The 24,865-nt window shown below is 48.3% G+C and carries 21 protein-coding genes; 7 read left to right on the top strand and 14 right to left on the bottom strand.

Annotation, left to right across the window (positions count from 1 at the left end; all coding sequences use genetic code 11):
* The first annotated feature begins 106 nt into the window (after nucleotides 1-106).
* Nucleotides 107-1,012 (top strand): rhodanese-related sulfurtransferase, encoded by a 906-nt coding sequence (locus MHH48_RS22360; RefSeq protein ID WP_076322085.1) that lies wholly within the window; start codon nucleotides 107-109, stop codon nucleotides 1,010-1,012.
* Nucleotides 1,013-1,113: 101 nt separating this feature from the next.
* On the opposite strand, the gene MHH48_RS22365 is transcribed toward MHH48_RS22360, so the two are convergent.
* The 7 genes from MHH48_RS22365 to MHH48_RS22395 form a co-directional block, all read right to left on the bottom strand.
* Nucleotides 1,114-1,362: a DUF1450 domain-containing protein gene (locus MHH48_RS22365; protein WP_015736210.1), complete on the bottom strand. Its 249-nt coding sequence runs from the start codon at nucleotides 1,360-1,362 to the stop codon at nucleotides 1,114-1,116.
* A 91-nt stretch (nucleotides 1,363-1,453) separates the two neighbouring features.
* Nucleotides 1,454-2,245: an SDR family NAD(P)-dependent oxidoreductase gene (locus MHH48_RS22370; protein WP_076322086.1), complete on the bottom strand. Its 792-nt coding sequence runs from the start codon at nucleotides 2,243-2,245 to the stop codon at nucleotides 1,454-1,456.
* 72 nt (nucleotides 2,246-2,317) lie between these two features.
* Nucleotides 2,318-3,400, bottom strand: coding sequence for a lactonase family protein (locus MHH48_RS22375; RefSeq protein ID WP_076322087.1), 1,083 nt, complete (start codon nucleotides 3,398-3,400; stop codon nucleotides 2,318-2,320).
* 313 nt (nucleotides 3,401-3,713) lie between these two features.
* The gene (gene odhB / locus MHH48_RS22380; protein WP_076322088.1) at nucleotides 3,714-4,985 is read right to left on the bottom strand and encodes a 2-oxoglutarate dehydrogenase complex dihydrolipoyllysine-residue succinyltransferase; all 1,272 of its coding nucleotides are present in this window, start codon (nucleotides 4,983-4,985) and stop codon (nucleotides 3,714-3,716) included.
* A 5-nt stretch (nucleotides 4,986-4,990) separates the two neighbouring features.
* Complete coding sequence (locus MHH48_RS22385; RefSeq protein WP_076322089.1) at nucleotides 4,991-7,867, bottom strand: 2-oxoglutarate dehydrogenase E1 component; 2,877 nt, start codon at nucleotides 7,865-7,867, stop codon at nucleotides 4,991-4,993.
* 243 nt (nucleotides 7,868-8,110) lie between these two features.
* A complete protein-coding gene (locus MHH48_RS22390) occupies nucleotides 8,111-9,013 on the bottom strand; it encodes a DUF72 domain-containing protein (protein ID WP_256720485.1) in 903 nt (300 codons plus the stop codon).
* Between the two features lie 117 nt (nucleotides 9,014-9,130).
* The gene (locus MHH48_RS22395) at nucleotides 9,131-9,640 is read right to left on the bottom strand and encodes a metallophosphoesterase family protein (protein WP_076322090.1); all 510 of its coding nucleotides are present in this window, start codon (nucleotides 9,638-9,640) and stop codon (nucleotides 9,131-9,133) included.
* A gap of 243 nt (nucleotides 9,641-9,883) precedes the next feature.
* On the opposite strand from MHH48_RS22395, the gene MHH48_RS22400 reads away from it, so the two are divergent.
* A complete protein-coding gene (locus tag MHH48_RS22400; protein WP_076322091.1) occupies nucleotides 9,884-10,519 on the top strand; it encodes a LysE family transporter in 636 nt (211 codons plus the stop codon).
* Here MHH48_RS22400 and MHH48_RS22405 read toward each other — a convergent pair.
* Entirely contained in the window at nucleotides 10,516-11,892 is a 1,377-nt protein-coding gene (locus tag MHH48_RS22405; protein WP_076322092.1) for an amino acid permease, read from the bottom strand. The genes MHH48_RS22400 and MHH48_RS22405 overlap by 4 nt on opposite strands.
* Before the next feature lie 224 nt (nucleotides 11,893-12,116).
* Here MHH48_RS22405 and MHH48_RS22410 point away from each other — a divergent pair, with 224 nt between their 5' ends.
* Genes MHH48_RS22410 through MHH48_RS22420 form a run of 3 tightly spaced genes read left to right on the top strand, consistent with a single transcriptional unit; the run spans nucleotide 12,117 to nucleotide 15,768 of the window.
* Nucleotides 12,117-13,223, top strand: a complete 1,107-nt coding sequence (locus MHH48_RS22410) for an endospore germination permease (protein ID WP_076322093.1) — start codon at nucleotides 12,117-12,119, stop codon at nucleotides 13,221-13,223.
* A complete protein-coding gene (locus MHH48_RS22415) occupies nucleotides 13,220-14,632 on the top strand; it encodes a spore germination protein (RefSeq protein ID WP_076322094.1) in 1,413 nt (470 codons plus the stop codon). Before MHH48_RS22410 ends, MHH48_RS22415 begins: the two co-directional genes overlap by 4 nt.
* Nucleotides 14,629-15,768 (top strand): Ger(x)C family spore germination protein, encoded by a 1,140-nt coding sequence (locus MHH48_RS22420; RefSeq protein WP_076322095.1) that lies wholly within the window; start codon nucleotides 14,629-14,631, stop codon nucleotides 15,766-15,768. The genes MHH48_RS22415 and MHH48_RS22420 overlap by 4 nt, the downstream gene beginning before the upstream one ends.
* A 92-nt stretch (nucleotides 15,769-15,860) precedes the next feature.
* On the opposite strand, the gene nagE is transcribed toward MHH48_RS22420, so the two are convergent.
* From nagE to MHH48_RS22440, 4 genes are all read right to left on the bottom strand, one after another.
* Complete coding sequence (gene nagE / locus MHH48_RS22425) at nucleotides 15,861-17,336, bottom strand: N-acetylglucosamine-specific PTS transporter subunit IIBC (RefSeq protein WP_076322096.1); 1,476 nt, start codon at nucleotides 17,334-17,336, stop codon at nucleotides 15,861-15,863.
* Nucleotides 17,337-17,811: 475 nt separating this feature from the next.
* A complete protein-coding gene (locus MHH48_RS22430; RefSeq protein WP_076322097.1) occupies nucleotides 17,812-18,309 on the bottom strand; it encodes a PTS glucose transporter subunit IIA in 498 nt (165 codons plus the stop codon).
* Nucleotide 18,310: 1 nt separating this feature from the next.
* A complete protein-coding gene (locus tag MHH48_RS22435) occupies nucleotides 18,311-19,198 on the bottom strand; it encodes a PRD domain-containing protein (RefSeq protein WP_076322098.1) in 888 nt (295 codons plus the stop codon).
* Between the two features lie 272 nt (nucleotides 19,199-19,470).
* A complete protein-coding gene (locus MHH48_RS22440; RefSeq protein ID WP_076322099.1) occupies nucleotides 19,471-22,155 on the bottom strand; it encodes a CHASE3 domain-containing protein in 2,685 nt (894 codons plus the stop codon).
* 250 nt (nucleotides 22,156-22,405) lie between these two features.
* Between MHH48_RS22440 and MHH48_RS22445 the strand changes: the two genes are divergently transcribed.
* Entirely contained in the window at nucleotides 22,406-22,972 is a 567-nt protein-coding gene (locus MHH48_RS22445; protein WP_256720486.1) for a cupin domain-containing protein, read from the top strand.
* 68 nt (nucleotides 22,973-23,040) lie between these two features.
* Here the strand turns inward: MHH48_RS22445 and MHH48_RS22450 are convergent, their stop codons facing one another.
* On the bottom strand, nucleotides 23,041-23,418 hold the full coding sequence (locus MHH48_RS22450; protein WP_076322100.1) for a DivIVA domain-containing protein: 378 nt from the start codon (nucleotides 23,416-23,418) through the stop codon (nucleotides 23,041-23,043).
* A gap of 237 nt (nucleotides 23,419-23,655) precedes the next feature.
* Here MHH48_RS22450 and MHH48_RS22455 point away from each other — a divergent pair, with 237 nt between their 5' ends.
* Nucleotides 23,656-24,237 carry a TraR/DksA C4-type zinc finger protein gene (locus MHH48_RS22455; protein WP_076322101.1) on the top strand — a complete coding sequence of 194 codons (582 nt, stop codon included), beginning with the start codon at nucleotides 23,656-23,658 and terminating at the stop codon, nucleotides 24,235-24,237.
* 48 nt (nucleotides 24,238-24,285) lie between these two features.
* Here MHH48_RS22455 and MHH48_RS22460 read toward each other — a convergent pair whose 3' ends face one another.
* A complete protein-coding gene (locus MHH48_RS22460; protein ID WP_076322102.1) occupies nucleotides 24,286-24,846 on the bottom strand; it encodes a helix-turn-helix domain-containing protein in 561 nt (186 codons plus the stop codon).
* Nucleotides 24,847-24,865: the final 19 nt, after the last annotated feature.

The following is a 24,865-nucleotide window of genomic DNA, read 5'->3' on the forward strand; positions in this document are numbered from 1 at the left end:
TCATGGCAAACTTTCTATACATTTAAGTTGACTATGTGGAATGAATTCACTACAATTCTATAGGTACACGTATGGCTGAATATATAAAAGAACAGGTGATTAAATCATGTCAGAGCAACAGAACTATCAGATCCTTCTCTATTATAAATTTGTTCAAATCCCGGACCCTGAAGCGTTTAAAGACGAGCATCTGCAATACTGCAAAGATCTTGGACTCAAAGGACGTATCCTGGTTGCCTCCGAAGGCATCAATGGTACGGTATCCGGTACGATTGAACAGACTGAGCAATATATGCAGGATATGCACGCCAACCCGCTATTTGCGGACATGGTGTTTAAGATTGACCCTTCCGAAGGGCATGCATTCAAGAAGATGTTTGTCCGTCACCGCGAAGAACTCGTTACCTTCCGGGTGGAGGATGAGCTCGACCCTAACGAGATCAGCGGAACCCGATTGTCGCCTCAAGAATTCTATGAATACTTGCAGCGTGATGATGTGATCGTCATCGACGGACGGAATGACTACGAATACGATATTGGCCACTTCCGCAATGCGATACGTCCAGAGGTTCAATCCTTCCGTGAGTTTCCGGATTGGATTCGCGAGAACCTGAGCGAGCACAAGGATAAAACCATCCTGACATACTGCACAGGGGGCATCCGCTGCGAGAAGCTGACCGGCTTCATGCTGAAGGAAGGCTTCAAGGACGTTGCCCAGCTTGAGGGCGGCATTGTCACCTACGGTAAAGACCCTGAAGTACAAGGCCGTCTGTTCGACGGGAAATGTTATGTATTTGATGAGCGTATTGCTGTACCGATCAATCAAACGGACGAAGATATCATCGTTGGTAAATGCCACCATTGCGGAAAGCCGGAAGACCGGTATATCAACTGCGATAATGACGCTTGCCACCTGCAGCATGTATGCTGCGAAGAGTGCGAGGAGCTTCATCATGGCTGCTGCTCTGCAGAGTGTGAAGAGATTGTTGCTGCAAGCCACAATGCTTCCTGAGCGAAACCCAGCCATAAATAGTTATACCAAACGAAAGGGCAAGGTGCGATTCACTCGCACCTTGCCCTTTTACTATACGATCTCGTCTGCATTCAGACGTATTAAATATCATGGAAAACAGCCAATTCAGCTTCGATAGCAGCTTTGATCTTCTCGACGCATTCTTCCGTCGTTGCCGCGAATACACGTTTACCATTCACCAGTGCATATGGCCGCAGCTTGCACAGACCGCAAAGATTCATGCAATCCGCCCGCAGGACAGCGATTTCGGGATACAATTCCTCAAGATGCTCAAGCTCCAAAGCACTCATCAAGTTGCTGTCGCATATTTCCACAACGACAATCCCCATCCCCATCTTCATCACCACTATTCAATTTGACAATACGTTCATTCATTATGAGGAAAATGCCCGGTTTTGTCAAATCGGTCTTTGTGGAAGATCAATGAATGAGGGATTCCGCTCCGTCGATGTAGATTTCCGTACCGGTAATATGGGAAGCGTCATCGGATGCAAGAAATGCTACAAGCTGAGCAACCTGTGCAGGTTGCCCCGGTCCATCCGCCAATGGCTGGTCACCTTCCGGATATTCAATCGGGATCGTCACCTCGTCGAGCTCTGGCTTCGCGATCGTGCTCTCATCGATGTTAGTTGCTATCGCGCCGGGGCAGATGGCGTTCACCCGGATTTTATAACGTGCGAGCTCCAGAGCCGCCATCTTCATGAAAGCAACCTGTCCGGCCTTCGTGGTGCTGTATGCTGAAAACCCAAAACCGGTAAACACCCGGTTACCGTTAATGGAGCTGGTAATGATGATGCTGCCACCATGCTCTTTCAAATAAGGAATCGCGTATTTTACCGTGGCGAACGTTCCTCTTAAATTGGTATTGATCGTAGCATCCCATTCATCAAGCTCCATCATCTCGATTGGAGCCTTGGTCCCATTGATGCCGGCGTTGGCAAACACGATATCCATCTTTCCCCACTTCTCGGCAGCTTGGCTGAAGCAATCCTTTAGCGATTCGGCCTTGGAAATATCACAGTTGCCGGTCAGCGCTTCGCCCCCGCCTAGTTCAATCGTTTGCTTCACCTTCTCTACGCGTTCACGATCAATATCGATCAACAGCAGTTTAGCACCTTGCTCCGCCAAAAGAAGGGCTGCGGCCTGGCCGATTCCGGAACCAGCACCGGTAACGATGGCTACTTTACCATCCAAACGTTGTTTTGTTGACATTGCCACAACCTCCTCGTTTAAGTTTTCCTGATTATAGATAACCCAACGAGTCGGTATCTGAATCTTGGCTGTCTAAAGCTGGAACACCGCCGGTTTTACACATACAGGTTTGGATTGCGAGACCGTATATCCTGTAAAGGCAAGCTTACCGTCTTCCGGATTCACATTAAATAGTACGAGGTTATTCCCGTCTCTATTGGCGACAACCAGGAACTTGCCTCCAGGCATCAGCGTAAAATGACGCGGGTGACCACCTTCTGTCGAAATATATTGAACCGGGCTTAAGCGACCGGTATCTTCATGCACGGAGAATACAACAATGCTGTCATGTCCGCGGTTAGACCCGTATACCGTTTTGCCATCCGCAGACACGGCAATCTCGGCGCAGTAACTCTCCCCGTCAAAATCCGCAGGCAGTGTCGATATCGTTTCCAATATTTCTAAACGCCCCTCGTTCGGGATGTAACGAAGCACCGTGACGCTGGAATTCAACTCGTTGATGACATAAGCGTAAGCACCGCTTGGGTGGAACGCTAAATGACGGGGGCCTACGCCTGCTTCCAGCTGGGTTTCGCCATGAAAGCTCAATTCTTGGGTATTCTCATTTACCGTGTAAGCGAGAATTTTATCCAGTCCCAAGTCCTGTACGAACACGAATCTACCATCTGGACTGTAAAACGCCGAATGCGCTCTGGATTGCTGATCTTCCCGTACAGAAACGAGATCCGCGTGTTTCTTCTCATCCAGAAGTTCACCGGCTTGTCCATCCGTACCGATTGCATGAAGGCCTACCAAACCTCCATGATAACTCGAAACAATCAGATGCTTGCTCGCTTCATCTCGCTGGATATGGCAAGTCGAGCTGCTCACACTGCGAATACGGTTCCGTTCGGTCAGCTTGCCGGCAATAGGGTCAATCTCAAAGCTGATGACCTCGCCAGTCTTTCCGCCTTCCTCTGTAATTTCGCCAATGGCATATAAACGTCTGGCTTCCGGGTCTACGTTCAGAAAGGTCGGATTCTTAATGCCGGATACCTCATCAAGCAGCTCCAGTTCGCCGCTATCCCCGTTAAATTCATATACGCATACTCCGCTTTGATTGTTTTCCGCATACGCACCTGTAAACAGCAGCGTACGTTGTGATGGATTCGCCATAATGCCTCTCTCCTCTCATTTATCTATAATTTTCATGTTTTATGTAATGTACTTTCAGTTACCATGTTAACTTCAACCCCAATGAAAATCAAATGACTTGACGTCTGATGCCTGGGAGAATGACTCTCAGGAACAAAGGGACAAGGTGAAGAAACATCAGGATGTGGAGCCTCAGGCTGAGAATTGGAACCCTCGGGATCTCCCCGATCCAAACGATAACCATAAATCAAAATCATAATCGCTTATATAAGAAGGCCGCATGGCAATGTCCATGCGGCCTTCTTATTATGAATATGTCGCAAAGCTGGGATGACTAACCTTCCAATAGCAGCGACTCTGGATCTTCAAGGAGCTCTTTAACCGTAACCAGGAAGCGAACCGCTTCGGAACCATCAACGATCCGATGATCATAAGACAGTGCGATGTACATCATAGGACGATTCTCCATACGCTCTGCATCAATGGCTACCGGACGAAGCTGGATTTTGTGCATGCCGAGGATACCCACCTGCGGCGTATTCAGGATCGGCGTAGACAACAGCGAGCCGAAGACGCCGCCATTCGTGATCGTAAATGTACCGCCTTGCAGCTCAGACAAGGACAGGGCATTATTACGAGCTTTTGCAGCAAGATTGCCGATTTCCTTCTCAATCTCGGCAAAGCCAAGACGATCAGCATCGCGAACGACCGGAACGACAAGTCCTTCTTTCGCGGATACCGCAATACCGATATCATAGAATTTCTTTACGACGATGTCGTCGCCATCGATCTCGGCATTCAGATGCGGGAATCTCTTCAACGCACCCACAACCGCTTTGGTGAAGAAGGACATGAAGCCGAGGCCTACGTCATGCTTCTCTTGGAAAGCTTGTTTACGACGCTTACGTACATCCAGGATCGCTGTCATATCTACTTCATTGAAGGTAGTCAGCATGGCAGCCGTATGCTGCGCTTCGACCAAACGATTCGCAATCGTTTGACGACGACGAGACATACGAGTGCGTTCTACTGGCTTTCCATACTCAGCAGCCGGAGCCTGTGCTGCCGGAGCAGCTGTGGCAGCAGCAGACTTGCTTGGTGCTGCAGGCTTGGCTTCATTATGATTCTTCACATCATCATGGTAAATCCGACCGATCGGGTCGCGGCCCTGTACCTGGTCCAGATCAATCCCGCGTTCACGAGCCAGTTTGCGTGCGGATGGCGATGCAGTCAGACCCGCTCCTTCCTCGTTCTGAGCCGGTACAGGAGCTTGCGGCTTCGGTGCTTCTGCCGCGGGTGCCGGAGCAGTCTCCGTTTGCGCGGATGCAGGAGCTTCAGCAGCCTTCGGTGCCGGTGCGCTTGCAACGCCTTCCTGTGGAGAAATTTGACCGAGCACTTCACCGATCGTTACATTCTCCCCTTCTTGACGAAGGATTTTTTCCACAACGCCTTCAGACTCTGCGCTAATTTCAAGATTAACCTTATCCGTTTCTAACTCGAGCAGCACATCACCGATGTTAACGCTATCCCCTTCTTTAACATGCCATTTGAATATCGTTCCTTCGGTGATGGATTCGCCCATAGCTGGTACAGTAATTTCGCTCACAGCCGCTACCTCCCCAATGAGATCTGTTGATTTATAGTTTTACGATTAAGGGCAAAAGAAATGATGGTCTGTTGCTCATAAGCATGAACATCCTGATAGCCGCTAGCAGGGCTCGAACGCTCAGGACGCCCGCTGTAACGGACCTCTGTGCCTTTAGGTGCAATTTCACGAATTCTTGGTTCCATGAAGCTCCAGCTGCCCATGTTCTGAGGTTCTTCCTGAACCCACAGAATTTCTTTCAGGTTCGGATACTTCTGCATCACACGGGAAATTTCTTCTTTCGGGAATGGATACAGCTGTTCCACACGAAGAATATGAAGCCAGGACTGATCCTGATCCTTCTGCTTATCTAGTGCGTCCTCCAAATCGATTGCAACTTTCCCCGAGCAAAGAACAAGGCGTTCCACCTTCTTCGGTAATTGGCCAAGACCCGGCTGCTCCATCACTTTCTGGAAACCGCCCTCACTGAACGCATTCACAGGCGATGCCACGCGTGGATTACGAATCAAGCTCTTCGGAGCCATGATCACCAGCGGTCTGGCATCTTCCGTTTCGGTCAAGGAAGCCTGTTTGCGCAGCAGATGGAAATACTGGGCAGCTGAAGTCAGATTCGCAACCGTCCAGTTATCTTCACCACTCAGCTGGAGGAAGCGTTCCAGTCTTGCACTGGAGTGCTCAGGACCATTCCCTTCATACCCGTGAGGTAGCAGCATGACCAAGCTGGACTTCTGTCTCCACTTCGAGCGGCCGGCTGTGATGAACTGGTCAATGATAACCTGGGCACAGTTAACGAAATCGCCATACTGTGCTTCCCAGATAACCAAAGTCTCCGGAGAGTACACATTGTAGCCATATTCAAATCCAACAACGGCTGCTTCAGTCAACGGGCTGTTATGGATCGCGAATGAAGCCTTAGCTTGCGGCAACCGGTGCAGCGGGCAGAAGGTCTCTCCATTAACCGCATCGTGAAGCACGAGGTTACGATGGGCAAATGTTGCACGCTCGGCATCCTGTCCCGTAATCCGGATTGGCTTGCCGTCCGCAAGAATCGTAGCGAAAGCCAGCGTTTCGGCATGGCCCCAGTCCACCTTCTCGCCTTCGTCGAGCGAATTGCTGCGCCGCTCAAGAATACGTTGAAGCTTCGGATATACCGTAAAGCCTTCCGGCCACTGCAGGAGCTCGCGATTAATCCCGCGCAGCACTTGTGCAGATACATTCGTAGCTACTTCCGTCTTGGATTTACCGTCGGTCGCGTTCAGACCAAGCAGGATCTGATCAACAGGATCCTTCGACTTCACGCTCTCGTAAGAATTCTTCAAGACCTCCAGAACGTTATTCTTCAAACCGTCCACTTGTTCTTGGGTCAGAATGTTTCCATCCACCAGTTTCTTCATATAAATCGTGCTGACAGTTGGATGGTTCTTCACCTTCTGATAAATAAGCGGCTGGGTGGTTTCCGGATCATCGGTTTCGTTATGGCCATACTTCCGGTAGCCGACAAGGTCAATCAGAATGCTCTTCTTGAACTTGTTGCGATAATCGCTCGCAAGACGAGCAACCGCGATACACGCCTCCGGATCATCGGCATTCACGTGGATAATCGGAATCTCATATCCTTTCGCCAAATCACTCGCATAATGAGTCGATCTGGAATCCTTGCCTTCTGTCGTAAATCCGATACGGTTGTTCACGATAATGTGAATCGATCCACCCGTACGGAACGCTGGCAGTTTATTAAAGTTCAAGGTTTCCGGCACGATCCCTTCGCCAGGGAACGCGGAATCACCATGAATCTGAATACTCAGCGCTTTGTTTACATCCTGCTTCGGATATCCCGCTTCACTGCGATCCTCCTGAGCAGCACGAGCAAAGCCCTCTACCACCGGATTGACATATTCCAGGTGACTCGGGTTGTTCGCAAGGGTAATCCGAACCTGCCGTGCTTCATCCTTCTTCATATAACGGTCCGCACCCAAATGATACTTCACGTCACCTGTCCAGCCGTAGTTAATGCCCATGGAGCCTTCGGATGGAACGAGATGTTTATTCGGAGAGTGCATGAACTCCGAGAAAATCTTACTGTAATCCTTGCCCAGTACATGAGCCAGTACGTTCAAGCGACCGCGGTGCGCCATCCCTACGAGGATGGAGTTGACATCCACCTCGGCCATTTGGCGAACGATCTCGTCAAGCAGCGGTACGAGTGCTTCGTTGCCCTCAACCGAGAAGCGCTTCGCACCTACGAATGTGCGGTGCAAGAACTCCTCGAATTGCTCGGCCTCAAGCAGCTTCTTCAAAAGCCCCCTGCGCTCTTCTACGCTCATGGCGGACAAATAACGTCCCGCTTCGGCCTGCTCGTTGAGCCATTTGCGTTCTTCTTCATCGTGAACATGGCTAAATTCATAGGCAATGGAGCCTGTATATAATTGTAACAGCCGCTGGATTGCCTCTAAGCCATTCTTGATATCGCTAGGAGCCTCCTCCCAGACGATCTCTGCAGGCAGGGCTGCCAAATCCGCTTGGCTGAGTTGGTAGCTTTCTGGTTGAAGCAGACGTGTGTCAGCTTCGTTTCCAATTCCAATTGGATCAATGTCGGCGGCCAGATGACCATAGGTTCTAATGTTCCATACCAGTTTGCCGGCAGCTACCCCTTTTTTCAGTAATTGCGGGTCATAGCTAACACCTTGTCCCTGCGAATCCGCTTTCTTTTCATTGTTTTCCAAAGATGGAGGCGGTCCCCAGCTGGCGAACAGCTCACGGTATCCTGGCTCCACAGATTGCGGGTCTTGCAAAAACTTCTCATACTGATCTTGAATGTACCCCAAGTTCGGACCATGATATTTCTGCCAAGGTCCCTCTGTCATTCTGTCAAGGGTCTTCATCGCTGACTCCCTCCGTCAGATTATTTTGATTGCTCAAGGACGGAATTTCTAATTTTACATTCTGCATACTACATTTTACATTAAATAAACGTTTTCTTACGATTACATTATAATACACTTGGCCTCAATACCGAAAATACCCTTTATATATAATAATGATCTCAGAAACAGATGAATTTGCGTCAATTTTTTGACGATTTGTCCGTGAAGCCACCAATTCTCTGTATAGGTTTCCAATTAAAGTCATTTATCTGAAAAAACATCCACTTCCAGCCAGTCCATCTGCCGCAGCGGTTCAGGTCCGGTATCCATCCCCAGCAGCTGAAGAAGCTGTTTGGCATTGTCGGAAGCATCTCCTCCCGAATTGTTATTGAATATAATCCAGCATTGCTTCGACTTCTCAAGCAATTGCTCTATCCATACCTTCCACTGCTCCAATTCCTCTAAACTGTAACGGTATAAATACCGCACCTCGCGCCAGTTGGGCTGACCGCTGGAGTGCCACCCTTCGGCGTTACGGCCATGCATCCGGATCATCACAGCCTCTGTACCCGAAGTCTCAAGCACGACCGGGACGGATCCAATGCCCGCTTGCGGCTCGTCGGCGATGCTGTGAATCCAGCCCTCATTTCGCATAAACTCAAGAGTCTTCTCCCGAAACTCTGGCGCATACCAGCTCTGATGCCGAAATTCCAGAGCTACGGGTACATCCTTCATCCACTCCCGCGTACGCTTCAGAATGTCCACATGTTTGCGTTCGCACCCGAACCAGGGCGGGTATTGAAACAGAACGGTCCTTAATTTGTCCGCAGCCCGCAATTCCTCAACGGACGTGAGCAAATGATCAAACATCGCTTTGACGCTTGGGTATCTGTCCTTGCCCTGGCCGCGCGCATGGCCTGTCATGCCTTGATAAGCCTTTACAATAAAACCGAAATGTTCCGGAACAGCAGCTGCCCACTTATTCATTTGTTCCGGTGACGGTATGGCATAGAATGAATTGTCCATCTCCACGATGGGAAAATGTCGGCTGTACATTTCCAGCCTGTCGGCGGCCCTCGCCCCTTCATCATACAACTTGTTATGATCTCCCCATCCGGACAGACCTACCTGAATCACATGCTCATGCTTTTCTTCCGTTAACATAACAATCCTCTCATCCACATGATTTACCATATCGGGGACTTCTATTAATTAACCCCATACGGGAAATTTCAAAAGCAGGCAACCCCTTACTGTTTTTACCAACTGCTATCATCACATTCACTTCTGATCGTAAAAAATATGATGCGCCTCCAGCATTCCGTTCACGATGTGTATCCTTCCATAGGAATACCGGGGCTGCCGTCTTTTGTCCGTGGCGGAACCGGGATTGAACAACAGCACCCCTTGCACATGTTCTTTAAACGGTATATGGGAGTGGCCAAACAAGATGCAATCCACCTCCGTGTCCGCAAAAGCTTTTCTTGCCCGGGAGGGGGTTGTTCCTCCCTGTCCGTGCCCATGCACAATACCGATGCGTTTGCCTTCGATTTCGACCAGCTTCTTGTAGCCTAACCGTTCTATGATCCGCTCGTCTTCAACATTTCCGGCTACTCCTTCCACCGGAGCATATTGACTAAGCTGTTCATAGAGCTCCCAATTAGACCAGTCACCAGCATGAAGAATAAGATCCGAATGCCTCACATCTTCAAGCAGTGCGGCTGGCAGCTCTTTCGCTTTTCTTGGCATATGGGTGTCTGACAATACCGTAATCCGAAATGGAAAACTCATCTTGATCGACCCCTTCTTCGTCATATTAAATGCTGAGATACCTGCTGTCTGACACTAACCTATATCCTACCAAATAAACGAATTCAAATAAAACCACGCAGGTGAGCTGCGCGGTTTGTTGGTCTGTTTCAGACAGAAAAAATTTCCAATCATAAGTTTTAGTTTGTTTGAGTGCTGAATAGAATGTACGAGCATGAAGGTACAAGCTTTCTTATCCATGTTCATGACGAGAGGTGGAAGTCAATGAGTATTTTTATTAGCTACATGATTCTGGGACTTTCTCTATCAGCCCCCGTAGGCCCGGTCAATGCAGCACAGCTCGATAAGGGGATTAAGAAAGGGTTTTGGCATGCATGGTTGTTCGGAATCGGTGCGGTCCTGGCAGATATCCTTTATATGATCCTGGTCTACCTGGGCGTTGTTCACTTACTGAATACGCCGTTCATGCAGACCTTTCTGTGGCTGTTCGGTGCCTTTGTTCTTATCTATTCGGGGCTTGAAAGCATCCTGAATGCCAATAAAGTGACGATCAGTCAAGAAAACAATGAAGATTCGTTATGGAAAAGCATGCTCTCCGGGTTTCTCTTGTCCGTATCCAATCCGATGACAATCCTGTTCTGGCTCGGAATCTACGGCTCTATTCTCGTTAAAACCGCAACGGACGACGGCTCCGCCAATCTGTTTCTCTACAGCGTGGCCGTCATCGCCGGGGTTGTACTATGGGATTTATTCATGGCTGCGCTCGGCAGTGTATTCCGCCGATATTTGAGCAATAGAGCGCTCTCCCTGATCTCCATAATTTCCGGCATCTCGTTAATCGTCTTTGGCGTTTATTTTGGAATTCGGGCTCTTGCGCTGCTATATCCGCTCATATTCTAACGGGCCGGCTTCGGACGAAACTTGGGTTTGTCCGCCTCCCTGGCGTGGCCTTGACCGGATTTCTTCCACACGGAGCGCATGCATAGGACAACCAGACCGATTACCACGATAAACCCAATACTGATCCAGAGCCCCGGGCGGCTCATAGGGTGGAGTGCGGTTCCACTGACGGCAGCCGCAATCAACAGCATCCCGATGTATCTTTTGATCTTGCCCCACACCGTAAGCTCTATGAGTCGGCCTGCCGATATGAGGATGAAGAACCAGTTATACAGCAGCATAAGTCCTGCACCCGTGGTCAAATACTCATAAATCTTGCCTGGCATGAGCAGAGACAACACAATAGATACAATCAATCCGATAGCTGTAAGGGAAAGTGCATATATGGGCGTATCCCGCTTAAACTTTTTCCTAGAAAACAGCTTGGGAGCGTCCTTATCTTCGGATAACGTAACCAGCATCGTGGTCACTGCATACAGCGAGGCAACCATGGTCGAGAAACCGGCTATAATCAATACAGCATTAAATATATGCGGGATAAAAGGAAGGTCGTAGGAGCTTAGTGCCACAACAAAGGGGCTTTTCGTCGTGGAGAATTGATTCCAGGCCACCATGATCACGGCCATGCCAATAGAAAGAACGTATACGATGGATAGCAGCAGAATCATCACTCTACCCGCTTTGGGCGCTTCCTTCGGATTCTTCAAGCGAATCGCCATGACCCCCATGACTTCAATTCCGCCGAAGGCATAGAACGCAAAAATCAGGGACGACCACATGCCCATGCCACCTGCCGGGAAAAATGCGTTTATGCTGCCCGAAACGTGCAACTTCGACCCTCCTTTTAACCACCCCATCAAGGCGGCAGCAGCAATGATGAGAAACATGACAATTGCGGCGACCTTAATGATAGCCAATACATTCTCCAGCCGGTCGAAGCCTTTGTTGCCGATCCAGATGACAAACAGTCCCAATACGGCATAACCTGACGCAAATATCCACATTGGAACGCCAGGGAACCAGAAGCGAGAGAAAATCGCCAGCGCCGTCATCTGGCTCCCCATGATCAACACTTCGGAGCACCAGTACATCCACCCCGTAGAGAAGCCTGCCCATCGGCCATAGGCTTTTTTGGCATAGGTTCGGAACGAGCCCTTCTGCGGGTCCTCGGCCGTCATCCGTGACAGCACATCAAACACAAAGAAGGTGGCTGTCGCCGCCAATATAATAGAAAGAAGAAAAGCCGGTCCTCCAAGCCGAATACCTAAAGCGGATCCGAGAAAATATCCTGTGCCGATCGTTGATGCAACCCCCAGCAGCGATAGCTGCCACCATCTCAAGTTCCCTGACTCCGCCTTCGCCCCTTTGTTCACGGTTCTGTCCTCCAGATTATTGTTATGGGTTCGTTCAAAACTTTCCTTATTATGAAGGGAACCTCCGTGATTTATGTACCGCGTATCTCAACCTAAAAATGCCTTTTGGCAAAAGAGAAGCCATGGAATTATGCCCATGTCCAGTCTATGGCTGGGTTCTCTCGCATATTTTGGGTGTTCCCCGAGAACTCTAAACGGAAGAAAGCTGTATTGGGGGATCACACATGTCAGGAACTCGCGGTATTCCAACGAATCAGGCGTTTATGATTATGATGCTTACGGCCGGCTTGACCAATCATGTCATGATCATACCTGTGCTTCTGGAGAAATCCGGACGGGATGCCTGGATCACCATTATCGTGTCGGCCGTATTATTCCTGCCCTGGGTTCTGCTTATTTACGGGATCATCCAAAAAATCGGCAATCGTTCCATCACGCAGGCACTTGACGAAAGCAGCGGCAAAGGGGCTCGAATATTGGTGATGAGTTTGTCCGCTTTATATTTTTTTACTTTTGCCTTTTATACCTTAAAAGAGGTCATCGATTGGACAAAATCGACCTATATGATCCAAACCCCTATCATTGCCACCGCATTGGTACTCTTAGTGTTATGTCTTGTCAGCGCAAATCACGGCATAAAGACCATTGGCGTTTCTGCCGGAATATTGCTTCCTTTTGTCGTTTTGCTGGGGATATTCGTATCCTTGGCCAATCTGAAAGTAAAGAACTACAATTATTTGCTGCCCGTCCTTGAAGATGGCTTCCAGCCGGTTCTAAGCGGAATCCCCGTCATGTTCGGAGGACTGTCCCAATTTATATTGATTTTATTCTTACGCCCCCACCTTCAGAAAAAGCCCGGTTTTCTTACAATCCTGCTCATCCATCTGGTTCTGATCTTCCTGACGTTCGGACCCACCGTTGGCGGCATTGCCGAATTTGGACCTGAAGAAATGGGTCTTCAGCGATACCCGGCTTATGAACAGTGGCGTCTCGTAAAGCTGGGCAAATTCGTAGAGCATGTCGACTTTTTGTCGATTTTCCAATGGCTCAGCGGAGCTTATATCTCCATATCCATCTCGATTTTTTTGCTCAGTGAAACCCTTCTTCCCAAGTCCAAGCAAAGCGTAGGCATATTAGCCGTGTCAACGCTGCTTATTATTCTGTGCGCTTCACCGATCAGCAATCCCAAAATGTATTATGCAATGGCAGACTATTTTTTGCCCATATCCGCCGTTTATATTACCATCTTAAGCCTCCTGTTGTTCTTCTTGATCCATAAACCATCCCAACAACAGAACTCACAATCGTCGAAAGGAGAATCCCCGCAATGAATATGACGGAACAGCAGCTCCGAGATCGTTATGCCGATTCCGATGACATCTATATTACGTCTTATCCTGGTGCAGAAGGTGATATGCTGCCATGGGCCATTATGGTTTACAACCCGATGATGTGCGATTCTCAATTGATGTCCAAAATCTTTTTGCCTGTTATTAGCAAGGAATGGAATATATCCATTTCTCAGAAGCATCCGTTTGATCCCGACCATCTGGAATATTATCTTACCCTTGACACATCCGAGGCTAATGTGGAATCGGTTGATGATATTGTATATTCAGGTTATGTTGCGTTGTATTTTCCTAAGGACAATAAGCTGTATTCTTATAGCGCATCCAAAAGCATTGGGCGTACCCCGGAGGAAAGTTCCGCAGAGACCTCGATCAAAGGTCCTCGTGACGGGTTCGTCGAGGAATTGGATATCAATGTATCGCTCATTCGCAAACGGCTGAAATCACCCGGACTCGTCTATTCCTCCTTTAAGCTGGGTGACAAGAGCAAAACTACTGTCGGCATCATGTACTTAAAAGACAAGGTGATCCCAGAGACCGTCACTGCCATCGTGGATAAGCTAAATGATTTCTCCGGCGACTCACCCGTAGGCATGGGCGAGCTCGCTGAGCATCTAACGCCGTATCGATTTACGGTGCTTCCCATGTTCGATTATACGGGAAGGACCGATCTTGCTTATGACTCTTTAACTCGCGGTCGATTGGTCATTATTATGCAGGGAAGTCCCGTAGTATTGATTGCACCTGCCAATTTTATGCAGCTCCTGTTTGCCGCAGAGGATCCGCAGATGCCGTTTTATTTCGTTATCCCATGGAGAATTCTCAGACTGGTTGGCTTCCTGATTTCCGTTTTCCTTCCGGGATTTTATATTACCTTGCTGTCCTTTCATCAGGATCAAATCCCTTTCCCGCTGCTGGCCACGGTCGCGAACACGCGGCTTGGGCTTCCTATTCCGACCGGGTTTGAAATGCTGATCATCCTGTTTCTACTTACCCTACTGCGGGAAGCCGGTATGCAGATGCCTTCTCCAATCGCGTCAACCATTACGGTCGTTTCCGGTATCATCATCGGTGACGCCGCGATTCGGGGTGGTTTTTTCTCCCCAACGATGACGGTGATCGGCGCACTGGCTTTTGTTGCGGGGTCAACCCACTCCAATCAGGATTTTGTTGTTACCCAGACGATTTTCCGGTTTTTAGTCCTTGCTCTTTCCTCGGTATTCGGGTTATTCGGTTTTTTCATATCGGTATTCTTGATCGTTCAGTATGCAGCCCATCATAATCCATTTGGACAGCCCTATCTTGCCCCCTTCTCGCCTTTTTCCTTATCCAAAATCACTGGCAATCTCATGCGATTTCCGGGTAAACGAAAAAAGGGTGGAGCCCTATGAAGCGTGTATGGATACTCGCATGTATAGGATCTTTGCTGATCTCAGGCTGCTGGGACAACAAAGAAGTGCAGGATATCAACTACATCACGGCTTTGGGCGTCGATTATAAGAACGACAAGTATATCATCTATGTGCAGATGCTGGACTTCGCAACGATTGCCAAACAAGAAAGCAGCAAGCCAACTGAGAAAGCGCCGATTTGGGTCGGCCGAGGAACCGGCACCACTTTGGCTGAAGCCCTAATCGATTTGTATACATCGAATCAGCAGCGGGTCTCTTGGGGCCATGTCACGGCTTTGGTGCTTACGGAAGCGGTGTTAAAACCTAAGCAGTTGTCCCAAGTGTTCGATCTGACCAACCGTTCGCAGGAAATCCGTTATACGAAATGGATCTATGGCACCAAGGACAATATGGAGGACCTCTTTACGGTATCGCCGTTCTTTCAGCTCTCACCTCTGCACTCGCTGCTTCATGAACCCAGAGAAAGCTATGTCCAATTCTCGTTTATACGTCCGATTCAATTCGTGAACTTTATTCGTCTCTACCGGGAGAAAGCCGCTACCGTCGTATTGCCCTCGCTCCATATTTCAAATCAGAACTGGTCGGAAAATCTGAAGCAGCACCCGATTTTAGAAGTGAACGGCGGTTTTCTGATCAAGAACAAGGAATTGATGGGTTGGCTCAAACGATCCGATCTGTTGGGTACACGCTGGCTAGCTTCGCCTCAAACCCATGCTGCCGTCATTGTTCAGGCGGACGGCGAAGCCGTCGGGAGCATACGGCTGGAGAAGCCCCAATCATCCATTGAAGTCATCCGTAAACCCAAGGATGCGTCATATCGAATCAAGCTTAACGTCATCGGGACGGTGCAGAATATGTATAAGAAGGTGGGAATTAAGGAGATGAAGCGCTTAACGGAAGATACCCTGCGAAAAGAAATGCATAATACCTTCCATAAAGCTGCATTGATCCACGCGGATCCCTACCAGCTATGTCTCCAATTGTACCGAACCGATCCGAAGCTCTGGAAGAAATTAGTGGAACAGAAAAAGGAAATCTACGATGAAACGTCGCTTGAACTTGAGGTTGACGTCAACCTGCGATATTGGGGACAGCGCAGAAGTTTGAACCGATAAACGTGCGTCATAAACAAGCTGTATTTTGCCCGAAATTGTGAAAACAGCAAAAGAAGCAGACCTTTATCGGCCTGCTTCTTTTTGTTGTTCCTTTATTTTTTCATAATGTCCTTGATCTCGTCTTTAATGGATTCCGCCTGCGGTCCGAATACAACCTGAACCGCACCTTGACCCAGACGCATGACACCAGATGCTCCTAACTTTTTGAGCTCTGAATCCTTAACAGCCTTCTCGTCCTTAACAACCAGACGAAGGCGAGTGATACAAGCATCGACGCTGATAATGTTATCTTCTCCGCCGATGTTTGCGAGAACCTTCGCTGCTTTGGACTCATTGGATGCTGCGCTGGATGGGGACGGGGCAGCTGTATCAGCATCTTCAGAAATCGTATCCACGTCGTCATCCTCCTCGCGTCCAGGCGTTTTCAAGTTCAGCTTGACAATGAGGATTCTGAACAGCAGATAGTAAACAACACCGAAAGCCAAGCCTACCGGCAGGAGCAGCCAAGCATTGGTAGACAGCTTCAGATTCACCAGGTAGTCGATCAGGCCTGCCGAGAACGAGAAGCCCAAATGCACATCGAGGAAGTACATGATCAATCCGGAAAGGCCTGTTAAAATCGCATGCACCACATACAATACCGGAGCAATGAACATGAACGCGAATTCAAGCGGTTCCGTGATCCCCGTCAGGAACGATGCCACTGCCGAACCGATAAAGATGGAGCCGACGAGCTTGCGTTTGGACGGCTTGGCGGTATGCATAAAGGCCAGCGCCGCAGCCGGCATCGCAAACATCATGATCGGGAAGAAACCGGACATGAACATACCAGCCGTCGGGTCTCCCGCAAAGAAACGCCACAGGTCGCCGTGAACAACTTCGCCTGCGGTATTGGTGTAATCGCCGATCTGAAACCATGCGATGGAGTTTAATACGTGGTGAAGACCCAGAGGGATCAGCAAGCGGTTGGCCGTACCGAAAATGAACGATCCGATGCCTCCAAGGCCGACAACCCAGTTGCCGAAGACGGAAATGCCATCCTGGATTGGGCTCCAAATCATTCCGATCAGAACCGCAAGCACCATCGTGGAGGCTGCTGTGATAATCGGAACGAAGCGTTTACCCGCAAAGAAGCCCAGCCAATCCGGCATTTTAATCTTGTGGAATTTATTATACAGGTATGCGGACCACATACCGACAAAGAGACCGCCAAGAACTCCCATATTCAGCTTCACGTCATCCGGTATAAACGGCATTTGCAGCGGTACTTGTTCCAGCACTCTTGTAAGCACCATGTACCCAATAAGAGCAGATAGAGCTGCAACGGCGTCTCCGGCGAACCCGATTGCAACGCCGATCGCAAAGATAAACGGCAGATTATCCAGAATCGCAAGGGCACCAGAGGTCATGAACGGAGTTACATATTGATTTAGAAAAGCGCCTAGGGCACCCAAAGGTATATCCTTTTGATAGTCGATCATTCCAAGCCCCTGCAAGATACCTGCCGCAGGCAAGGTGGCCACCGGCAGCATAAGGGACTTGCCCAGCTTTTGCAATTTAGCTAGCATGTCAATCATCCTTTCAACTTCAATAATTTAGCTTCGCAATGAAATCGTTTACATAATGCGTCGAATGAACAACCATTTTTTCCCTTCCATTCGGGAACAAAAAGATCTCAGAAAATCCTCCTCCTTGCGAGTTCTTGTATTCATCATTTTAAGGTGGTATGGATCCGGCTATCATGGGTACCAGGGGGCCATAAGCAAGCCTCTATCTATCAAGGTTCTCAGAGAGCGACCGTGTCTTAGAGGTAAGTTTTCTTGTGATATAGAATTCCGTCAGCCCCGCTGAACCTTGATCCTATACCAACAAAAAAAGCCAAGAAGAACGGTGACTATAAAAAATATAGTCCGTTTCTTCTTGGCTCATGCCCATGTTTATGGTAACACGCCTTAAAACGTATTCATTTATGCTGTTATCTTAATTCACGACTTCCTGTTTTGTCAATAACCAATAATTCAATCAATCGCCTATGGAATTGAATTATTTCAATTCTATGGTCAAGACAGGATCCTGGCCGGACACGACATTACCCGTCTGACCATCAACCTTGGAAGCTACCTCATCGGCATTGGTCACAATAACCGGGGTAATCGTCGGATAACCTGCGGCTTGGATTGCAGCCATGTCGAATTCGATGAGCGTCTGACCCGACTTCACCTGATCACCCGCTTGAACATGGCTTGTGAAACCTTCGCCTTTCAAACCGACTGTATTAATCCCGATGTGGAATAAATATTGCAGACCAGTCGCCGGATCCTCCAGCATCACGGCATGTTTGGACTTGATGACATGCGCAACCGTCCCGTCAAATGGCGCAATTAATTTGCCCTCGGAAGGCTCAATGGCAATGCCTTGGCCCATATGACCAGCAGCAAATGCCTCATCCGGCACTTGCGATAAAGGCACAGCTGTACCTGACAAAGGTGCTGTGAGTTGAATAGCAGTAGCTGTTTTTTTCTTTTTCCAACGATCAAACATGTTAAGATTCCTCCCTGGGTTGATTCTTTTGTTGTAGTCGCCCTGTAAAAAGCCGATATAGATGCATCGCTAGAAAGCAAACCTCCGCTTCAGGTACTTTCTTGCCGAGTTCTTTCTCCATCATGCCTGCAAGGCGCGTAGCCAGACCATATTCATTCGTGAACTTGGAGCGGATCTGGTCCGCAAATGGATTATCCACATGGATTTCTTGATTCAACATACGGTCTACCGAGAACCTCAAATGCATCAGAAGACGGACGTAATCCATGCTTCCCCGGTCAAAAGCGACCTGCCGTTCCTCTTCAATATACCTTACCAGGTTTCCCACCACATTCGATGCCTTGACCAGATGGCCAACGGGCACATGGCTGACGGCCGAATACACATGGTAGGTCAAGAAGCCGATCTCATCCTCCGGAACCTCGATATCGAAGGCCTGGCCGATCAATACCGCTGCCTTGGCTGCGATATCATATTCTTTTGGGAAGCTGATCCGGGTTTCTTCAAGGAAAGGATTAATAATATCCATGCCTTTACGGATTCTGTATATCGTAAACTGGATATGGCTTGGAAGCGCCAGATACACCTTGTCATTTAATGTGCCCGGAAATTCCTGTCCAATGAGATTGAGAATCTGATCTGTAATCTCCATCACCAGTGGATCAAATTCTTCCAGCAGATGGTGAGCTTGACTCCACTGCTCCCGATCCTCCAGCCTGAAGAGTTTCTCAATCCGCTTGTCGGCTGAAGCGATCGTTCCGCCTGCTTTGGCGCCGAAGCCAATCCCTTTACCCAGGATGACGTATTCCGATTCTTTCTTACCACCGGTAACCATCACGACATTGTTACCAATAACACGTACGACTGTAAACAACTCGATCCCGCTCATAAACTTCCCCCTTTCCTTTAAGTTTAATCAGAGAAACGGCGAAGGATTCATATCCGAAGAAATGCTCATATCGATCCCCAAAACATTAAAAAAGCCAAGAAAAGACCCCATGTGAAAGCTGTCTCTTCTTGGCTCATGCCCTCTTAAGGTAACACGCCGTCTTATGTTCCTGCTATGAATCCATCATAAAACAATTGGCTCGCATTCGTCAACATACGACATTATGACAATATTCGAAGCTGCCGCCACAGGTAAATATACGATCGCTTCCCTTAATTCCCAATCCATTTCTGAAGCGTATGGATCACTTCTTGGATATGAATGGGTTTGTGCAGATATCCATTCGCGCCGTCTGCAAGAAACTGATCCGTATCCCTCATTGTGTTGGAGCTCATCACGATAATGGGAAGTTCCGCCCATTCCGGGTTCTCGCGAATCCGCTTCATCGTTTCGACTCCGTCCATTTCCGGCATGACCATATCCAGCAGCACCGCATCGATGGTTTGATGTTTGTATAACATCTCCAAGCATTCGAATCCGTTCTGGGCTGTATGCACGGTCATCTGGAGTTTCTCCAGCACATTGGTCAAACCGTACACATTCCGAATATCATCATCTACAATCAATACGGTTTTGTGCTCCAATCGGCTAGATACTTCCATGTCGAACGCCTCCATTCGGAGATCACTCCAACTGGCGTTGCTCGAAGTAGCAGCCGCTTCAGGCAGCATAAACAGACTTTCGCTGGTGCCATATTCCGTAACAAGCGGTAAATATAAAACAAACGTGCTCCCGATTCCTTCCTCGCTCTCCACGGTAATATACCCACCAAGCAATTTTGCCAAATGCAGCGATATGGATAAGCCGAGACCTGTCCCCCCAAACTTTCTGGCCGTAGCCTCTTCGCCTTGCTGGAACGCTTCGAAGATCGGTTGAAGATGCTCTGCTGCAATCCCGATGCCGGTATCTTCAACGAAAAAAGCAATGACGTCGCCACTGATCACAAAATCCGAGGTCACAATCGAATTCATCTTCTTCACCCGTAGTTTAACACTGCCGCTCTCGGTAAACTTAATTGCGTTCGAGAGCAAATTACGCAAAATTTGATGGAGCCGCATCCCATCGCTGTACATCAGATCAGGCAAGTCGTCGGCCATCTCAATATCAAATTCCAGATTTTTGGATTCTGCGCTTTTGGAGAAATAACCTTCCATCAGTTCTGGCAGCTCCGTCAAATTTACCAAGTCCATTTCGATTTGCATCTTTCCGGCCTCGACCTTGGACAGATCCAGAATATCATTGATTAAATTAAGCAATTCACTGCCTGAATTATGGATGACAGAAGCGTAATGCTGTTCTTCCTCCGTCAGGTTCCCCTGCTTGTTCTCAGCCAAAATCTGGGAAAGAATTAACATGCTGTTCAGTGGTGTCCGCAGCTCATGGGACATATTGGCCAGAAATTGAGACTTGTACTTCGAGCTCTTCTCCAGCTCTTTCGCGTATTTTTCCAATTCGCTGGCTGCGATTAATGCGGCCTCCTTCTGGGCCCCCAATCGCTCGTTCAGCATATGCATTTCCACGGAATGGGTTTGCAGCTCCTCGGTCTGCGCCTGTAGTTCTTCGGTCTGACTCTGAAGCTCCTCATTCAGCGTTTGGGATTCATGATACAATTGCTGGATTTCCATTTTACTCTGGATCGAGTTCAATGTTACCCCAAGCTGAAAATTCAGTTGTTCGATCAGCTGAATTTCCAGGTCATCGAAAGGCTTGAACTTGGCCAATTCAATGACACCAAGAACTTGTCCTTCAAACATAACGGGCGCTAGCAGCAGCGTGGTTGGCTCAGCATCACCCAGCCCCGATTCAATCCGCACATAGTTAGGTGGTATATCGTCCAGAATAATCATTCGCTGCTCCAGCATACATTGTCCCACCAAACCTTCGCCTGGCAGGAAACGATCTCTGACCTTGTTCCAAGGCTCACCATCCGGATCGGCAAAAGCAGCTGCCTTTACCAGTTCCGATCCACCCCGGTTAATAAAGACGGCACCGTACGGCAGTTTCATGATCAAAGCCAGCTTATGAATGAAAAACTGTACGGCCGTTTCCACACGATCTGACGATTGAAGAAGCGTCGACATAACCGAAATGTGATCCTTAGCCCAGTTCTGTCTGCCGACCTGTGCAAGGAGTTCGTTGGTTGTGTCCGCCAACTGGCGGACCTCATCATTGGATCTCACATGAATCCGTTGGGAGAGGTTACCACCTCTGACAATATCGGAGATGATATGAGTTACCTGCGTGATCGGCTTTACAATGCTCTTCGATATCACCCAAGCTCCACATATGGTAATCAGCGCTGCCCCAGCCCAAAGGAGATACATCGTATACAATAAATGGGTGTTGCTTTCTTTCATCTCTTCAATCCTGCTGGTTGTCAGCTCGCGTTCCTTGCTTCTAAACGAGAGGAACAGCTCATGAATGGAGTTCATGGCTTGCTGGCCGGGATCATTAATAAAGAAATGAAGGGCCTCCTCATCCTGCCCTAGCTGCTTCAATTGAACGGCAGGCTGACCGGCGTTGGTAATCCACTCCTTGATATTCTCCTTAATATTCTCCAGATGATTGGCTTGCTCCGAATTATCGCTAACAAGCTTGTACAGCTTGTTATAGTTAATCTGCCAAGACGACAGCGCTTGGTTGAAAGGTTCCAGGTAGGTATCATCCCCCGTTATCACAAAACCCCTCTGACCCGTTTCCATTTCAAGTAAATTCTTCTCGATTTCGTGCGTGAGATTATGTACTTCGATATCATGCTTCTCTATAAAATCCGCCTCTTCCTGCAGAGAAGAGATGCGGTCTGATACAATCCAGAGAAAAGCTCCAAGACATAATAATATCATTAAATATCCAACTACAATCTTGCTGCGGATGTTGAATTTCAGGTTGTTAGACAAATGGCTAACCTCCCTTGTCATCTATCAGTCTAAGTCTGCTCCTATTCTCATAGTAATTGTTATGAAAATGGTTTACAAGCAAAACCAGTTTTGATGACATCAATGATTCTTTAGTCGTAGGCAGTCAGATTTATAAACGTATGAGCATATATTATAGAGAAACACGCTTGTACGACAAAATAGGATCTCAATCTCAAAAAGGAGGAGTAACTCGTATGATAACCTTTAAAGCGCTTGCGGGGATCCTGCATTGACGAGGCATGTTTATCATTCCAGGCAACAGGCTGAGCGTATAACCGGCCTCGGAGTTGCGAATGTGTCGTCACTGGAGCTGCCCCTTCTGCAAGGTATGATGATGTCAGAAATTCACCTTGAACGAGGTAAGGGCCTCTCTCCCCATAGCCACCCGGACACGGACGAATTGTGCTATGTCATTCAGGGAGAAATCAGCTATTCCCTGATTGATCCGGATACTCATCAGAAACTCGTATATCAGATCGTACCCGGTCAGGTGGTACACGCCCCTATTGATTGGTGTCACTGGATAACAGCGCTAACCCCTGGAACGATCTTGCTATTGGTCTATAACACTGAGCGTCCACACCAAATGGACATTGCGCCGGTCTGGGCTTATACGCTCATGGCAGCAGAAGCGTTGCCATGTGATGATACGAACAAGAAACCTCTCTCGGAGGCGCTCATTACACCCGTCCCGCTAAATAAAAAGATGGAGAGTGACGCCTCGGATAAGCCTCTGCCTGCGCCACCCTTACTCATAACCGGGCACCCAAACAACAAAACCACACGCAGCCGGTGATCGGCCAAGTGTGGTTATTGTTATTGGGACGCTTCTTATGTAATGATTTCGCTCGCAACGATATTGCATCAATCAATATAAAATCTTTGTTCAGGGCGAATCTGCTTCTTAAGGGTATGCAAGTCGGCTTCCAGCCTCGCCACCGTCTCTTCAATCTCTTCCGGGTTCAGTGCCGGGCGTTCTGCCTCTGGCTTAACGCCAGCCCTGAGATCGCGGATGGTGATTTGCTGCTCCTGCCATTTATCCATAAGATCGGAGATGGTGGCATAAAACCGCTCATAATCTTGAATCACTTCGTCCAGAAAGGAATCCACTTCCTCCTGATCATAACCCCGTAGTTTATTCGAAAAATTCTTTTCATGGATAGACAAAGCGTCCAGTTGAATGCCTAGTTGCTTAAATAGCTTTTTCTGTTTATCCAATCGGCGTTTCATGTGTTCATCCATAATGATTTACCTCCAAATATTGGCGCAGCCCTACTTTTTTAGCCTTCTCTCTCTATCTTTGTTTATATCACATTAAGCACTGGGATTAAAACACTCCAGGGCTTTTTTGGAGAATGTTCCAAAAACGATGGGCTGCCATTCCCACAATTCATGTGATTGTTACCAATCCATTTCGGGTATTGATTTTACATAAGAAGCTTTATTGTGTACTTAGCGAAAGAGAGGAGCGACTTATCTATGACAACGATGACAAAACAACAATACAGTGAACTTAAACGACGGTTGCTCAGTGATAAAGAACGATTGGAAGAGCAATTGGAGTCCCGCGATGAAACCAATAGGGATCATTCCCTTCGGGACTCTACGGGAGAGCTGAGCTCAGCCGATAATCATCCCGCAGACATAGGGACCGAGGTTTTCGAACGCGGACGGGACCTGGCCATTCAGGAAACGCTCGATCATGAATTGGAGCAGATTATGTCTGCCTTGCAGCGAATGGACCAGGGCGAATACGGGACCTGTGCCGAGTGCGGCCTAGAAATTCCATACGAGCGGCTTGAAGCTTTGCCTTATACGGCCTATTGTCTCGAACATTCGCCGCGGAAAGATATCAACGACAACCGGCCGGTTGAAGAGGATGTCATGACCCCACCCCCTTCCGGAGCTGGCGTCAACCGCCAAGCGGCCGACGGTAAATTTGATGACGCCGGCGCGTGGGACGCCGTGGAAGATTACGGAACGTCCACCTCTCCCGGCATGTCCATTAAACCTGGACAAGACGATTATAAGAAGAAGGTATTAACCGATCCAGTTAAATAGAAGGGAAAGCTGGTACCTGTACGTTAGGTACCAGCTTGTTTTCCGTGATCAAGTTTCTTTATGAGTCCGAACATTCGAAGCAAAAAACTCATATTCGTCGTAACCTTCACCGCGTTTCTTTTTATAGGGGGTCAACATTTTATCCAGTTCAACAAAAAATTCACGCGCTTCTTCCTCGCTCATATACAAGGTTGTATTGGTCAACATAGACGTCGTTTCGCCCTCTTGACTCATATTTTTGAAGAAACGGTCTCTATTCTGGTCAAACAACTCCGATAATAGTTTGTTCGTCTCGGTTCGAATTAATTCCTTGATCACCGGCTCCTCGGAATTTGCTCCGCGTTTGATCTTTACCGTACCGACAAAAGGTTCATAATACTTAGCAATGATGCCGTTGATCTCTTTCGTGGAAACGATCTTGACCATTCCGATTCGCTCCAGCTTCTTCATATGATAATGAACTTTAGCAGGCACATCCCCGATATTGTCCGCGACTTCCTTTACTGTTGCCGGACGGTCCATCTTATTCAATACATTCAAAATCTGGAGCCGATATGGATCTGAATATATTTTGATCTCTTCCAGTGTAGTCAGTTCCTTCGTTTCCACACCGTACACCTCAGCTTCA

The sequence above is a fragment of the Paenibacillus sp. FSL F4-0100 genome (genome assembly GCF_037993005.1).
In the GTDB taxonomy this organism is placed as follows: domain Bacteria; phylum Bacillota; class Bacilli; order Paenibacillales; family Paenibacillaceae; genus Paenibacillus_AQ.

Coding starts and splice junctions, on each gene's coding strand:
- MHH48_RS22400 (WP_076322091.1), top strand. CDS start 9,884: ATGAGTATTTTTATTAGCTACATGATTCTGGGACTTTCTCTATCAGCC.
- MHH48_RS22430 (WP_076322097.1), bottom strand. CDS start 18,309: ATGTTTGATCGTTGGAAAAAGAAAAAAACAGCTACTGCTATTCAACTC.
- nagE (WP_076322096.1), bottom strand. CDS start 17,336: ATGCTAGCTAAATTGCAAAAGCTGGGCAAGTCCCTTATGCTGCCGGTG.
- MHH48_RS22420 (WP_076322095.1), top strand. CDS start 14,629: ATGAAGCGTGTATGGATACTCGCATGTATAGGATCTTTGCTGATCTCA.
- MHH48_RS22435 (WP_076322098.1), bottom strand. CDS start 19,198: ATGAGCGGGATCGAGTTGTTTACAGTCGTACGTGTTATTGGTAACAAT.
- MHH48_RS22395 (WP_076322090.1), bottom strand. CDS start 9,640: ATGAGTTTTCCATTTCGGATTACGGTATTGTCAGACACCCATATGCCA.
- MHH48_RS22365 (WP_015736210.1), bottom strand. CDS start 1,362: ATGGGGATTGTCGTTGTGGAAATATGCGACAGCAACTTGATGAGTGCT.
- MHH48_RS22390 (WP_256720485.1), bottom strand. CDS start 9,013: ATGTTAACGGAAGAAAAGCATGAGCATGTGATTCAGGTAGGTCTGTCC.
- MHH48_RS22450 (WP_076322100.1), bottom strand. CDS start 23,418: ATGGATGAACACATGAAACGCCGATTGGATAAACAGAAAAAGCTATTT.
- MHH48_RS22385 (WP_076322089.1), bottom strand. CDS start 7,867: ATGAAGACCCTTGACAGAATGACAGAGGGACCTTGGCAGAAATATCAT.
- MHH48_RS22375 (WP_076322087.1), bottom strand. CDS start 3,400: ATGGCGAATCCATCACAACGTACGCTGCTGTTTACAGGTGCGTATGCG.
- MHH48_RS22455 (WP_076322101.1), top strand. CDS start 23,656: ATGACAACGATGACAAAACAACAATACAGTGAACTTAAACGACGGTTG.
- MHH48_RS22415 (WP_076322094.1), top strand. CDS start 13,220: ATGAATATGACGGAACAGCAGCTCCGAGATCGTTATGCCGATTCCGAT.
- MHH48_RS22360 (WP_076322085.1), top strand. CDS start 107: ATGTCAGAGCAACAGAACTATCAGATCCTTCTCTATTATAAATTTGTT.
- MHH48_RS22370 (WP_076322086.1), bottom strand. CDS start 2,245: ATGTCAACAAAACAACGTTTGGATGGTAAAGTAGCCATCGTTACCGGT.
- MHH48_RS22410 (WP_076322093.1), top strand. CDS start 12,117: ATGTCAGGAACTCGCGGTATTCCAACGAATCAGGCGTTTATGATTATG.